The following is a 14496-nucleotide window of genomic DNA, read 5'->3' as shown; positions in this document are numbered from 1 at the left end:
GATCCCTTGATGAAGTCTTGGTGCAAAAACCTGCTAGCCGCTGGATTAAGTCTGGCCATGTTATCCGCCTGTTCGTCGAGCGATGTCGAAGAAGAACCGGTAAGTGAGTTAACTGCCATTCAGGCGACAGTGTTTCCTGAAGTGAGTTGGAGCACCTCTGTCGGCAATGGTGTTGGAGATTATTATTCTCGCCTCGCCCCCGCCGTTAGTTATGGAAAAATTTTTGCCGCCGACCGTTATGGTGAAGTGGTTGCCTTCGATGAGGCCACTGGCGAGCGCGTTTGGACTAAAGATTTCAGCGAAGAGTTTCGTGATAACGCTTTAGCTAAAAATAAAGGTGCGCGTATTGCTGCTGGTGTGACTGCTGCGCGTAATAAAGTCTTTTTAGGTGGTGAAAGTGGGCTGCTTGCTGCATTGAACGCTGAAGATGGTCAAGTGTTATGGCATGTCGTTGCGGGCGGTGAATTACTGTCTGCTCCCACTGTGGCCGATGACGTCGTGGTGGTCAGTACCAGCTCTGGTTCACTCGAAGCGTTTAACGTCGATACTGGCGCCAAGCTGTGGGTGTATGAAATGCAATTGCCGAATCTGACCCTGCGCGGTACAGGTTCTGCAGCTTACGAAGCGGGTGGTTTCTTCATAGGTACCGCCGATGGCAAAGTGGCTGTTGTGATTAAAAACAATGGTCAAGCTGCGTGGGAACAGGCGATTTACAATCCAACGGGCGGTAACGAGTTTACGCGTATGGCCGACGTGGATATGACCCCCTTGATCCTTGGCGACAACTTATATGCGGTGAGCTACAACGGTAACTTAGTGTCGATGGAACTGCGCACGGGTCGAGTTGTGTGGACACGTAAGTATTCTAGCTTTAACGAGTTAGCATCAGCGGGCCTAAGCTTGTACTTAGTTGACGATCACAGCCGTATCTACTCAGTTGATAAACGTAACGGTTTGGAACTGTGGAGTAATTCTGAGTTAGCTAACCGCACTCTGACATCTCCTGCTGTGTATAAAGACTATTTAGTTGTGGGTGATTTCGAAGGTTATTTACACTTCATCGATCGCAGTACAGGGACGATTGTGGGTCGTGTCCAAGTGGACAGCTCAGGATTATACAGCCAGCCGTTAGTGGTGGATGATAAAATCTATGTTCAAGGTCGCAGCGGAAAGTTGGCTGTTGTAACACTTCCATAGTTAAAAGTGTTATCCTTGCTGAGCCCCTGGAAGTGTGTTCCGGGGGCTTTTTATTGAAAAGTTTTTTAGAGGCAAAATCATGATCCCTGTAGTGGCCCTTGTTGGTCGGCCGAACGTCGGTAAATCCACCCTATTTAATCGTCTTACGCGCACGCGTGATGCGCTGGTTGCTGACTTTCCTGGCCTAACACGTGACCGTAAATATGGTCGAGCATTCTTATCCGGCTATGAGTTCATTGTGGTCGATACCGGCGGTATCGATGGCACTGAAGAAGGGATCGAGACGAAAATGGCTGAGCAATCCCTTGCTGCCATTGAAGAAGCCGATGTCGTTCTATTTATGACCGATGCGCGCGCGGGTTTAACCGCTGCGGATCTGTCGATTGCACAGCACTTACGTAGCCGTCAAAAAACCACCTTTGTGGTTGCTAACAAAGTTGACGGTATTGATGCCGATTCAGCTTGTGCCGAGTTTTGGTCTTTAGGTCTAGGTGAAGTTTACCAAATGGCGGCGTCTCAAGGACGCGGCGTGACTAATATGATCGAATACGCGCTGACCCCTTATGCCGAAGCGATGGGCATTGTGCGTCAAGGTGAAGACGAAGTTACTGAAGAGCGTGAATATACCGAAGAAGAAGCCGAAGCTGAGCAAAAGCGTCTGCAAGATTTACCTATCAAGCTGGCGATCATAGGTAAACCTAACGTCGGTAAGTCAACCCTGACTAACCGTATTCTAGGTGAAGAGCGTGTCGTGGTATTTGATGAACCCGGTACGACCCGTGACAGTATTTACATTCCAATGGAACGCGAAGGTCGCGAGTACGTGATTATCGATACTGCGGGTGTTCGTCGCCGCAGTAAAGTACATCAAGTCATTGAGAAATTCTCAGTGATCAAGACCTTGAAAGCGGTTGAAGATGCTAACGTGGTGTTGCTTATCATCGATGCCCGTGAAGGGATTGCCGAACAAGATTTAGGTCTGTTGGGTTTCGCACTCAATGCGGGTCGCGCTTTGGTTATTGCCGTCAACAAGTGGGATGGTATCGACCAAGGGATTAAAGATCGTGTGAAAAGCGAGCTTGACCGTCGTCTTGGTTTTATCGACTTTGCCCGTATTCACTTTATTTCGGCGCTGCACGGTACTGGTGTTGGCCATTTATTTGAATCGATTGAAGAAGCTTACGACAGTGCCACACGCCGCGTCAGCACTTCTATGTTGACTCGTATTATGCAAATGTCGCAGGACGATCACCAGCCGCCATTAGTGAATGGTCGCCGTGTGAAGCTTAAATACGCTCACGCCGGTGGTTACAATCCGCCAATCGTGGTCATTCACGGTAACCAAGTGAGTAGACTGCCTGACTCGTACAAGCGTTACATGATGAACTACTTCCGTCGTTCGTTGAAAGTGGTGGGTACGCCAATCCAGCTACGTTTCCAAGAGGGTGATAACCCATTTGAAAACAAGACTGAGAAGTTAACTATGAGCCAAGAGCGCCGTCGCAAACGCGCACAAAGCCATATCAAAGACAGAAAAACCAAATAGTGTTTTTTACCAGACACATTTGAAACAAAAGGAACCTTAGGGTTCCTTTTGTGTTTTAAGACTATTTCAGCGTCATGTAGATTTATTCGAGCGGCTTTATCTGAGTGACGGTTGAAATCACTTGTCCATGGCGCAAGCGGGTCTGCAAACTATCACCTATGGCCAGTTTATCAGCAGAGTCGACCACTTGATTGTGGATGTCAGTGGTAATGCTGTAACCACGGCTTAAAGTGGCAAGCGGACTGACGGTTTCGAGTTGATGGGCCGCGTATTTTATCCGCTGTTCACTTTGGCTGAGTTTGTCCTGCAATGCATCCTGTAAGCGGCTCGCAAGATAACTTAAGCGGTTACCCTCAATGGCGAGTTTATGCTTGGGAGATTGCTGTTCAAGGCGGCTTGCGAGCAACTGCTGACGGCGGCTGAGCAGATGCAAGCGATTCGACAGCGCGGACTCTAGTCGTAATTGCATCTCATCGAATCTTTGTTCGAACTGCTGCAAAGTCCGTTTAGGGTCTTGGCGTTGCAGTCTGTACTCTAGCAAACTAAGTCGTCTTTCTTGTTTAAGCTGATAATGTTTCGCGCTTTGTTGCAGGCGCGATAAGGCTGTGGCGAGTTTTTGCGCCTTATTATCACTGTCTTGTGATAATAGCTCCGCGCCCGCAGAGGGTGTTGGGGCGCGGATATCAGCAACATAATCACTGATAGTCGTATCAACCTCGTGGCCGACGGCGCTGACAATGGGCAGGGCGCTGTTATAAATCGTGTGGGCGAGGGCTTCGCTGTTAAAACACCACAAATCCTCAAGCGAACCGCCGCCGCGGGTGAGCAGTAATACATCGACTTCTAAACGTTGGTTGGCGATATTGATTGCCTGACAAATACTCTGCGCCGCGGTTTCGCCCTGAACTTGGGTCGGATAGATAATGACTTCAATCGAAGGATCGCGCCTTGCCAATACATGTAAAACATCACGGATCGCCGCACCCGTAGGTGACGTAATAACGCCAATGCGTTGAATATTTTTGGGTAGCAATCTTTTGGTGTCGGCGGCGAATAAGCCTTCGGCTGCGAGCTTCATCTTGAGTGCATCGAACTGCTGGGCGAGTAATCCATCCCCAGCGGGCAGCATGGACTCAATTAATAATTGATAGTCGCCTCTGGGTTCATAAACGCTGATCGCGCCTTTGACCAGCACTTGCTGACCATTGATGGGCTTAAAGCTGACCGTTTGGTTACGGCCCTTAAACATGGCGCAACGGATCTGCGAAGAGTGGTCTTTTAAGGTGAGATACCAATGCCCTGAGCTGGGGGAGGAAAAGTTGGATATTTCGCCATTGAGCCAGATTTTACCCAGTTGCCCCTCGAGGATTTGCCTGACTTCACCATTGAGCCGCGAGACAGTATAAATGTTGTTTTTGGTGCCTTGCATCGAATAACTCAATAAAATGGGGATATTTACTATTTTCCATTTACCAGTGGCGATATGCAAGGTATAATCCCGCCGCAATATTTCACCTCTAAATCCTACTCAACTGGGGAGATGTTGCATATGCTACGTTTAATTAAAGAAGCGCTTACTTTTGACGATGTGTTGCTTGTTCCTGCGCATTCGACTGTACTCCCAAATACCGCCATTCTAAAAACTCGCCTGACCAATACCATTGAATTGAATATCCCACTAGTGTCTGCCGCTATGGACACAGTTACCGAAGCTCGTCTTGCGATCGCGATGGCGCAGGAAGGCGGCTTAGGCTTTATTCATAAAAACATGAGCATTGAAAAACAAGCCGAAGAAGTTCGTAAAGTAAAAATTTACGAAGCGGGCGTGGTTCAACAACCTGTAACTGTGACGCCATCAACGACCTTAGCCGATCTGAAAGTGTTAACACTGAAGAATGGTTTTGCGGGTTATCCCGTGGTCAACGAAGCCAACGAGCTGGTTGGTATCATCACTGGCCGTGACGTACGTTTCGTGACAGATTGGAGCAAAACGGTAGAAGAAGTGATGACGCCTAAAGCGCGTTTAGTCACTGTTGCCGAAGGCACTAAATTAGATGAAGTGCAAAAATTGATGCACTCACATCGTATCGAAAAAGTTCTTGTGGTTGATGATAACTATAAGCTGAAAGGCCTCATTACAGTTAAAGACTTCGAAAAAGCCGAACGTAAACCGAATGCCTGTAAAGATGAGTTAGGCCGTTTACGTGTTGGTGCCGCCGTAGGTGCGGGCGCTGGTAATGAAGAGCGTGTTGACGCTCTGGTTAAAGCCGGTGTTGACGTTTTACTTATCGATTCTTCCCATGGCCATTCCGAAGGCGTTTTACAACGCATTCGTGAAACTCGCGCTAAACATCCTGATTTGCAAATCATTGGCGGTAACGTTGCCACGGCTGAAGGTGCATTAGCCTTAGTCGAAGCGGGTGTTAACGCAGTTAAAGTGGGTATTGGCCCTGGTTCTATCTGTACGACTCGTATCGTGACTGGCGTGGGCGTACCACAAATTACCGCGGTATCCGATGCCGCTGCAGCCATGAAGAGCCTAGGTATTCCTGTGATTGCCGACGGCGGCATTCGTTTCTCTGGCGATTTAGCCAAAGCATTAGCGGCGGGTGCATCTTGCATCATGGCGGGCTCAATGTTTGCGGGAACTGAGGAAGCACCAGGTGAAACTGAGTTATATCAAGGTCGTGCGTATAAATCCTACCGTGGTATGGGTTCATTAGGCGCTATGTCTCAAGGCTCTTCTGACCGCTATTTCCAATCGGATAATGCTGCAGACAAGTTAGTTCCCGAAGGTGTGGAAGCGCGCGTGCCTTACAAAGGCAAGTTGAAGGAAATCATCCATCAACATATGGGCGGTTTACGTTCATGCATGGGCTTGACTGGCTGCGCCACCATTCTAGAGCTGAATGAAAAAGCCCAATTTGTGAAAGTAACTTCAGCGGGCATGGGCGAGTCCCACGTACACGATGTGACTATCACGAAAGAAGCGCCGAACTACCGTTCAGGTTCTTAATCGTTTGATAAGAGGGGCGGCGTAAGCCGCCTCTTTGTAAAACGTATGATCCAATACTTAAAGCTGGCAATCGCTGCTTTGAGCAATGTTAAAACAATAGATGAGATAAAGGTTACCCATGAGCGATATTCATGAGCACAAGATACTGATCCTCGATTTTGGATCCCAGTACACTCAACTGATTGCCCGTCGTATCCGTGAAATCGGCGTTTACTGTGAATTATGGGCTTGGGATGTCACCGAAGCCCAAATCCGCGAATTTGCCCCGAACGGCATTATTCTTGCGGGCGGACCTGAAAGTGTCACGGCTGAAAACTCGCCGCGTGCGCCTGAATACGTCTTTACTGCAGGTGTGCCGGTACTGGGCATTTGTTACGGTATGCAGACTATGTCTGAGCAGCTGGGCGGTAAAGTGATCCAAGGTGTGGGCGAAGGTGAATTCGGCTACGCTCAAATTGAAATGCTGACAGATTCATTGCTATTCAAAGGCATCGAAGATGCGGTTAGCAGTGACGGCAAACCCTTACTCGACGTATGGATGAGCCACGGCGATAAAGTGTCGGCTATTCCTGAAGGGTTTGTGGCGGTAGCTAAAACGGACACTTGCCCATTTGCCGCTATGGCAAACGAAGAAAAGCAATTCTTCGGCGTACAGTTCCACCCAGAAGTGACCCACACTCGCCAAGGCATGCGCATGTTATCGCACTTTGCCTTAGACATTTGTGGCTGTGCAGCCAACTGGAAACCCTCCTCTATCATCGAAGATGCGATTGAGCGCTTGAAGAAGCAAATCGGTGATGATGAAGTGATTTTAGGATTATCGGGCGGTGTTGATTCTTCGGTTGTGGCTATGCTGCTACACCGCGCTATCGGCAAAAAACTGACCTGCGTATTCGTTGATAACGGTTTATTACGTTTGAACGAAGCCGAGCAAGTGATGGAAATGTTTGGCGATCATTTCGGCCTGAATATCATCCACGTTGATGCGGAAAACCGTTTCCTCGATGCGATGAAAGGCGAAGCCGATCCAGAGGCTAAGCGTAAGATCATCGGCCGCGTATTCGTGGAAATTTTCGATGAAGAATCGAAAAAATGCGCCAATGCCAAATGGTTAGCGCAAGGCACGATTTATCCAGACGTGATTGAATCTGCTGGTAGTGCCACAGGCAAAGCACATGTGATTAAATCTCACCATAACGTTGGCGGTTTGCCAGCCGATATGGCGCTCGGTTTAGTCGAGCCTCTGCGTGAACTGTTCAAAGACGAAGTGCGTAAAATTGGTCTTGAGTTAGGCCTGCCATACAACATGCTTTATCGTCACCCGTTCCCAGGCCCTGGTCTTGGTGTGCGCGTATTAGGTGAAGTGAAAAAAGAATACTGTGACTTGCTGCGCCGCGCCGATGCTATCTTCATTGAAGAACTGCATAAAGCCGACTTATACAATAAAGTCAGCCAAGCCTTTACAGTGTTCTTACCTGTACGCTCTGTTGGCGTGATGGGCGATGGCCGTAAATATGACTGGGTTGTGTCACTGCGCGCAGTTGAAACAATCGATTTTATGACAGCCCATTGGGCACATCTGCCCTATGATTTCTTAGGTCGCGTATCAAACCGCATCATTAACGAAGTCGATGGCATTTCTCGCGTAGTTTACGATATTTCAGGTAAGCCACCTGCAACCATCGAATGGGAATAGCCCAAATATAAATAGCTAATAAAATACTATTTATGATTTATCTCAATGCCAGTCATTTTATTGACTGGCATTTTTATTGGGATGACGATATTTTTTCTAAAAAAAAACAAGGTGATCCAAAAATCTGAAGCGGTCAGTATTGCTTCGGACGCAAATTGCAGTCCTTTAACTGAGTAAAAATATAAGACAGCACTTTCTTTCCAATGCGGGATTGTGTACCACTATTTGAGTTAACACATCTATTGATAAGGTTTTTCTCCTTAAACTTCTTTTTAATCATTAGGCTAAGAGCTGTTATTATCGAATTCTTGATTATCCGATAAAATTATCTTGCTCTAGATAGAGTTAACAAGATGTTCAGCTGAGGATTACCGTGGCAATTTTTGATATTGAGAAAGACGAATTACTCCGACTCTCTGATACTCTGCTCGAAGAGTTGATTGCTCGCCTCGCCGAGGCTGAAATAGCGGCGCAGGGGCATAGCCCTGCGTATGTAAACTGGTCAGGTTCAATTAATGCTGCTGATGGTGGGATTGATATTCACGTTCAAGTCCCTGTCGAACAGCTGAGCGCAGGTTTTCTCGAAAGGCCGAACACCATTCTTCAGGCAAAAAAGCATTCGATGCCGAGGGCTGCAATTATCAAGGAAATGGTCACCGCAGGGAAACTGTCTTCGACCATCTCTGAACATGCTAAAAAAGGTGGGAGCTATATCATTGTCAGCTTAGGTGATGATTGCTCTCCTCTTATGAAGAGGGACCGCATCAAAGCTATGCGAGATGCCGTGGCGGATGATCCTAATAGTGACAATCTTTACTTGGACTTCTACGACCGTTCTAAACTGGCTCAATGGGTGCGGCAACATCCGTCAGTCATGCTCTGGACAAAAAGAAATCTCGGTCAGGGATATTCCGGTTGGCAGCCATACGGCGCATGGAGTAATCCACCCGAGGGGGCGCTGGACACCTTGATTTCAGCACCAGGGGTGACCGTCACTCTGCCGTCAGGCAGGGGGCAACAGCTCAGCATTAATGACGCCATTGCACCGATGCGAGATCTTATTCGCTCTACTAGGAAGGCGGTTCGCATCACTGGGTTATCTGGCGTTGGAAAGACCAGAATCGTACAGGCACTTTTCGATGAGACAGTCGGCACAGATGCGCTTGACCGGACTATCGCAGTCTATGTCGACACAGGTGAAAGTCCGGAGCCTTCTGCTACAGCAATGCTAGATAGGCTGATTGCAGAGGGGAACGGGCTATTATGGTCCTTGATAATTGCCCTTCAGAATTGCACACCTTACTAGCCAGTAAAGTCTCTGCCAAAGGTACAAAGGTCAGCCTTATCACGGTTGAATATGACATCAGAGACGATAAGCCTCAGACCACTGAGGTCATCCATATAGAAGCAGTAGGGCCTGAGGTGGCTGAACAGCTTCTGCTGCGCCGTTTCCCTAAAATCGGCCAGAATAACGCCCGCCGAATTGCCGCGTTTGCTGATGGTAATTCGAGGGTATCTCTGGCTATTGCCGAGAGGGTTGAGGAAGGTGAGAGTTTAGCTCAGCTTTCTGATACTCAGTTGTTTGATCGCTTGTTTGAGCAGCGTAAAGGCCCTGATGATAACCTGCGTGAGCACGCTGAAATTCTGTCTCTGGTATATTCATTCTCGGTAGCAACTGTTGAGAAAGGCCAAAACGAACTTGAGGTATTGGGTTCGAACTTTGGGTATTCCTCAAGCCAGTTGTCTCGGTCAGTCAACAAGTTATCAAACCGCCATATAGTACAGAAGAGGGCTTATTGGAGAGCTATTTTGCCCCATGCCATTGCCAATAAGTTGGCTATGTCGGCACTGAATAATATCCCAGTTGCTCAACTCAGAGAAACCTTTGAAGCCCCTGAACGTCAACGCTTACTCATGTCTTTCGCACATAGGCTAGGGTTGTTGCACGATCATCCTGTGGCGAAAGAGATCGTTGAAACTTGGCTTCAACCCGATGGGTTGCTGGGGCGGATAACAGAATTAAACGATATATCGGCACGAATGCTGGATTATATCGCACCAGTAGCGCCTGAAGTTCTGCTCGACAGGATTGAAGCGGTACTTATCTCCTCTGATTTTGAAGGCATGAAACCGGGTTATAAATCTCGGCGAACGTCAATTATCAATCTTCTGCTATTGCTGGCGTATGAACCGAGCACCTTTGAACGGTGCATTAGATTGCTCATTCATCTGGCTGATTTAGAAGAGGAAAGTAATAATAACGCCTCGGTGCGAAACCAGATAACAAAGTTCTTCCAAGCATATCTCTCTGGCACCCACGCTACTTTAGAACAGCGCGTTGCGATCATGAATGAATGTCTTTCATCAAGTGTTACTGGACGTAGGTCGCTGGGTTTAAGGATGCTCTCTACTGCCTTAGAAGCGCGGTGGAGTGGGTCAGGGGGACATGAGTTTGGTGCTCGCCCAAGAGACTATGGATTTAAACCCAATCACGATCAGCTTGTGCAGTGGCGTAGCGCCTTTATCGACGTTGCTGTCAAACTGGGAACCTCTAGTGATTCGACTCTTGAAGATCTCGCAAGACAGACGCTGGCGAAAGCATTTAGAGGCATGTGGCGACAAGTTGCAATTAGGGAAAAACTCATTGATGCAGCGCGCAAGTTACATGCGCATTACCCTTGGGGTGAGGGGTGGAAAGCCGTCCGAACAACGATCTATTTCGACCATACTAAGCGCAAAGACGGGGATGATGTAGAGTCACTGCCAGACAACCTTGCCGCATTGGAGAGGGAGTTGGAGCCTCATGACTTGGTTTCGGAAATAATGACATATGTGCTCAGTAATGAGCACTACTATTGGGCGCTTGACGTTGATTTTGATCATGAAGACACCAACAAGCATAGCGAAGCTGAGAAGCGACTTGAAGCCAAGGCGCTTCAATTGGGTGAGGACTTCGCCGCATCAGAGCATGAGCTTGGCGAGTTGGGGTGTAACCTGTTCTCCAACGATTGGATGCCCTATCGCACCGCATTTGGGAGGGGCTTGGCGAAAGGGGCACAGGATTTGCGGGTCAACTGGCAGCAACTCATTGATCAATTGGGACTACAACCCGAAGCTAATAGAGGATTTTCAGTCTTCGGCGGCTTCATTGAAGCTGTAAACTCCGTCGATTTAGCTCTAGCCCAAGATCTACTCGATCAGTGCGCACAACATCCTGAACTTCGACGAGTGTTAGTCGGCTTGCATCCCCGGCGGGAGTTTACTGAAATCGATTTAGATCGCTGTATAGCGTTGTTGGAAGATACTGACACAAGTTCCTGGATGTATGAGCCAATCTTATGGCGGGACGACTATGCTGATTTGCCAAGAGCCCGTGTCCTTGATCTTGCTCAGCGACTTCTGAGTAAGCCAAATGGTGATGTAGTAGTTTTAAAAGCTCTAACCATGAGACTGTATAGCGAAAAGGAAGTGGTGGACTCGCTTGGTCCAGACTTTCGACTAGTTGGCCTAAGGGCTGCGATACAGAGGTTTTCAAGCAGTGACCGCGATTCTGGTGGGTCTATGGATCATCATATGGCTCGGGTCGTCAGTACAGCTTTGCGTTTCGATGGTAACGAAGCCGAAAAGCTAGAGTGGTTGGATATGATTTTTTCTGTTGTTGATGAGAACTATGGCTACATTCATGACTTTGAAAAGTCTATTGAGACGACCGCCGCATTGATGTCAGAAGCATTCCTCGATCGTATTTTTGAGGGAACTGAAGAACAACAACGTTGGCGACTTTTTTTTATTAACTGTGGTGGTTTGCGTCGGACTCCTCTCGCTAAAATTGATGTGAACGATTTGATTGAGTGGTGTCGTAGTCGAAACGAGACCAGAGTATGGGTTGCTGTCGCGAAGGGTGTCCGCCTTTGGTCAAAGGATGAAGGGACAATAACAATATCGGAATCAGCCATCAGGCTGTTGGAAGCGGCTCCTGATCCGGTTGCCATACTGGAGGTATTTGCTGAACGTGTTACTCCTTCATCTTGGTCTGGTAGCCGAGCAAATGCGATGCAACCTAGAGCGGATGCTATTAGAGGGTTACTTGAACATGGGAGCCCGAATATTGCGATGGCTGCTAAATCGGTGTCAGCAAAACTGGTTGAGTTGATCGAGCATGAGAAATTGCGTGAACAGCGGGAGGATGAGGAGCGTGAACAAAGGTTTGAATAAGGGCTACTCTACCCGAACTCTGCATGTCCAATCCCGAGAGAGATGAAAGCCCATTATCTACTCAGGCAACAATCGAGAGGGCTTAATCCTTATTCAGTGAAAGGCGCCAAGTGCGCCTTTTTTATTGGTTATAGGTATAATTGCCGTATTTTTACAGATGAGTGACAGCCTAGTGGACCAAATGAAGTTAGATGAACATTGGATGCAAGTCGCGATGCTGATGGCAGAAAAAGCCGAGGCCGAGGGCGAAGTGCCCGTGGGTGCGGTATTGGTCAAAGACGGTCAGCAGATTGCGACGGGTTACAATTTATCCATTAGCCAACACGATCCTAGCGCCCATGCGGAAATTTTATGTCTGCGGGAAGCGGGGCGTTTGGTCGAAAACTATCGTCTTTTAGATGCGACTTTATATGTCACCCTCGAGCCTTGCGCTATGTGTGCGGGCGCTATGGTGCATAGCAGAATTGCTCGTGTGGTATTTGGTGCTCGGGATGAGAAAACGGGTGCAGCGGGTACTGTGCTGAATTTGCTGCAACATCCGGCGTTTAATCACCAAGTTGAAGTCACATCTGGGGTGCTGGCCGATGCTTGTAGCGCGCAATTGAGTCGTTTTTTTAAACGTCGCAGGGAAGAGAAAAAAGCCCTGAAACAGGCTCAAAAGGCGCAGCAAGCTATTGGGTAAGTGCCGATTAACGTGACAGGATTAATCCTGAGACTGAATAAAAGTAAAGAAGAGTTTTTGACGATTTAAAATACGGCGATGACGAATTTTTAGCAAAGTACGACGACGCGCAACGGTATTGTTGATGGTTTTTCTTCTCATATTGACCCCATTAATTGTTATTATCGATGCCCTACAGAGATTTATCTTAGGTCATAACCCAAGACAGTAGCAGTTGCACAGGAGTGCAGCAATAGCACTGGTCAGATAAGCTGAACTAAGCGATGTTTTTCATCGCAAATTTGAGTTAGGTTGGCAAACCTTAATTCGGTTCTCCTGTTGTTTGATATCGCACCTTGTTGAAGACATCTACGTACATCTTGAGTTTTTATATTGATGTTCTTGTTACGTAAAACTCTGTACTTGATATATAAGAAGTGAGTTGTTGGATTGTCGTTTGGCCCATGCATCTGAGCGCTAACGAGTTAAGCTATTTAGGTTGATCAGGGCTTAACGTTCCCGCAGGAATCACGGGTTCTTCCACAGTAAGGTCGCTCGAGTCATCATCGGGGTCAGGTTGTTTCGACTGATTATCCACCCAGACTAACGTGTCATAGTAGCGACGGATGCTGTCGACGTAATGAACGGCTTCACTGCCTCGGGCGTAACCATAACGTGTTTTTTGATAATATTTACGCTTTTGCAGTAGCGGTAGTACCTTTTTTAAATCTCGCCAAGCATTGGGATTTAACTCCATCGATTCCGCAAGCTTACGTGCATCTTCAATATGGGCATATCCTATGTTGTAAGAGGCCAGCGCAAACCACATGCGTTGACTCTCGGGGATCGATTCTGGCAGGCGGTTGATCATATCGTTCAAATACGCCGCGCCGCCGCGAATACTTTCTTCGGCATCGAGTCGGTTGGTGATCCCAATCTCTTTGGCGGTTGGCTGAGTCAACATCATCATGCCACGCACTCCTGTGGCCGAGCGGGCATTAGGATTCCAATGTGATTCTTGATAGCTGGTTGCTGCCAGTTTACGCCAATCTAAATTGCCTGCATGGGTTTCAAATAATTGTCGATAACGCGGCAATACTGTCTCAATGGCACGGATAAATGCGCGAGTATCGATATAATCGAAGCGTTTTACATGACCAAAGTATTTCTCGTTGAGGTGATCCAGCGTGCCGGCAAGCTTCTCTTGGTGCCAAAAGGCCAGCAATTTACTCATAAGTTCATCACTGTGAGTGGGAGGTAACAGCCAGATCACATCGAGTTTTTCTTCTAGCACAGGGCCTGAGCGTAGGTCGGGCAGGTAGCGACGGTTGATCTGTACGCTGCTGGAGTCGGCGATAGTGTAGTCAATTTCTTTGTTGGCAATCATGGCCAACAACTCTTCACTGTCTTTGTCGGTAATTTGATCCCACACCAGCGTTGGATAATGCTTTTGCAACTGGGTCAAGGTCTCGACGAAGGAAGAGTCGGCGATAACGGTGATCTTGCCTTTTAAGTCACTGATGTCTTTTGGGGTTGGCATGCCTTCGCGATACACCAACACTTGATTCACCCGGTATAGCGGTGGACCTAAGCGGAACTGTTCTCGCCTTGTGGGCGTTTCTGTCATGCCTGCAGCAATAATATCGATTTCATTCTTTTTGAGGGCTTCGTACAACTCGATACGGTTTGTGTAGGGCACCATTTTTAAGGGCACATTTAAGTATTCGGCAAACAATACCGCCATATCGTAATCGAAACCGCTATCACCTTGGCCCGAGGTCATATAAATCTGTGGGCCGTAAAGTGTACCGACTCTTAGCTCAGTTAATTTTTTCGGCACGAATTCTGTTTCGTCCACGGTCACCTGCTGACAGGCAGTCAGTAGGAAACCTAAGATAAGAGCGAACAGAAATCGAGTCATTAAATGTACTTATAGTAAATAAAATCAATATTATAGATAGCGAGTTAACAGTGGGGCATTAGTGGTGAACTGGCTGACATTGGTGGGATTATATCCGTTTGTCTGCGATTTCGAAAAAAAATCATTCTGGGGGAAAGTACAGCCGACACAATACTGGGCTTTTTATATCACAGGAAACACTGTTTTGCGTAAGGTCGCAGGTGATTTGTGACAGACATTTCCTTATAATAGCGCCACCTCTGAC

9 protein-coding genes are annotated in these 14496 nt (G+C 47.7%); 7 read left to right on the top strand and 2 right to left on the bottom strand.

Features of this window, described 5'->3' with window-relative positions; translation table 11 throughout:
* The first annotated feature begins 9 nt into the window (after positions 1-9).
* Both bamB and der read left to right on the top strand, forming a co-directional pair.
* Positions 10-1197 carry an outer membrane protein assembly factor BamB gene (gene bamB, locus L5M40_RS14560; RefSeq protein ID WP_028761250.1) on the top strand — a complete coding sequence of 396 codons (1188 nt, stop codon included), beginning with the start codon at positions 10-12 and terminating at the stop codon, positions 1195-1197.
* Between the two features lie 79 nt (positions 1198-1276).
* Positions 1277-2743 (top strand): ribosome biogenesis GTPase Der, encoded by a 1467-nt coding sequence (gene der, locus L5M40_RS14555; protein WP_105251897.1) that lies wholly within the window; start codon positions 1277-1279, stop codon positions 2741-2743.
* Between the two features lie 82 nt (positions 2744-2825).
* On the opposite strand, the gene xseA is transcribed toward der, so the two are convergent.
* Entirely contained in the window at positions 2826-4172 is a 1347-nt protein-coding gene (gene xseA, locus L5M40_RS14550) for an exodeoxyribonuclease VII large subunit (protein WP_263177091.1), read from the bottom strand.
* Positions 4173-4292: 120 nt separating this feature from the next.
* Between xseA and guaB the strand changes: the two genes are divergently transcribed.
* From guaB to tadA, 5 genes are all read left to right on the top strand, one after another.
* Positions 4293-5759: an IMP dehydrogenase gene (gene guaB / locus L5M40_RS14545; RefSeq protein ID WP_006085677.1), complete on the top strand. Its 1467-nt coding sequence runs from the start codon at positions 4293-4295 to the stop codon at positions 5757-5759.
* A gap of 118 nt (positions 5760-5877) precedes the next feature.
* Positions 5878-7455, top strand: coding sequence for a glutamine-hydrolyzing GMP synthase (gene guaA / locus L5M40_RS14540; RefSeq protein WP_028761248.1), 1578 nt, complete (start codon positions 5878-5880; stop codon positions 7453-7455).
* Between the two features lie 373 nt (positions 7456-7828).
* Complete coding sequence (locus L5M40_RS14535) at positions 7829-8761, top strand: hypothetical protein (protein ID WP_263177090.1); 933 nt, start codon at positions 7829-7831, stop codon at positions 8759-8761.
* On the top strand, positions 8719-11670 hold the full coding sequence (locus L5M40_RS14530) for a hypothetical protein (protein WP_263177089.1): 2952 nt from the start codon (positions 8719-8721) through the stop codon (positions 11668-11670). The genes L5M40_RS14535 and L5M40_RS14530 overlap by 43 nt, the downstream gene beginning before the upstream one ends.
* Before the next feature lie 157 nt (positions 11671-11827).
* On the top strand, positions 11828-12352 hold the full coding sequence (gene tadA, locus L5M40_RS14525) for a tRNA adenosine(34) deaminase TadA (protein ID WP_219253484.1): 525 nt from the start codon (positions 11828-11830) through the stop codon (positions 12350-12352).
* A 469-nt stretch (positions 12353-12821) separates the two neighbouring features.
* Here the strand turns inward: tadA and mltF are convergent, their stop codons facing one another.
* Positions 12822-14252 carry a membrane-bound lytic murein transglycosylase MltF gene (mltF, locus tag L5M40_RS14520; RefSeq protein WP_028761246.1) on the bottom strand — a complete coding sequence of 477 codons (1431 nt, stop codon included), beginning with the start codon at positions 14250-14252 and terminating at the stop codon, positions 12822-12824.
* Positions 14253-14496 lie beyond the last annotated feature (244 nt).

This window comes from Shewanella sp. SM68 (assembly GCF_025653925.1).
In the GTDB taxonomy this organism is placed as follows: domain Bacteria; phylum Pseudomonadota; class Gammaproteobacteria; order Enterobacterales; family Shewanellaceae; genus Shewanella; species Shewanella oncorhynchi.
The sequence above is the reverse complement of the archived record's forward strand: the minus strand, read 5'-3'. Positions and strand labels throughout refer to the sequence as shown.

Excerpts from the sequence above, each read along its gene's own strand:
- bamB (WP_028761250.1), top strand. The coding sequence starts at position 10 with ATGAAGTCTTGGTGCAAAAACCTGCTAGCCGCTGGATTAAGTCTGGCC.
- der (WP_105251897.1), top strand. The coding sequence starts at position 1,277 with ATGATCCCTGTAGTGGCCCTTGTTGGTCGGCCGAACGTCGGTAAATCC.
- xseA (WP_263177091.1), bottom strand. The coding sequence starts at position 4,172 with ATGCAAGGCACCAAAAACAACATTTATACTGTCTCGCGGCTCAATGGT.
- guaB (WP_006085677.1), top strand. The coding sequence starts at position 4,293 with ATGCTACGTTTAATTAAAGAAGCGCTTACTTTTGACGATGTGTTGCTT.
- guaA (WP_028761248.1), top strand. The coding sequence starts at position 5,878 with ATGAGCGATATTCATGAGCACAAGATACTGATCCTCGATTTTGGATCC.
- L5M40_RS14530 (WP_263177089.1), top strand. The coding sequence starts at position 8,719 with ATGGTCCTTGATAATTGCCCTTCAGAATTGCACACCTTACTAGCCAGT.
- tadA (WP_219253484.1), top strand. The coding sequence starts at position 11,828 with ATGAGTGACAGCCTAGTGGACCAAATGAAGTTAGATGAACATTGGATG.
- mltF (WP_028761246.1), bottom strand. The coding sequence starts at position 14,252 with ATGACTCGATTTCTGTTCGCTCTTATCTTAGGTTTCCTACTGACTGCC.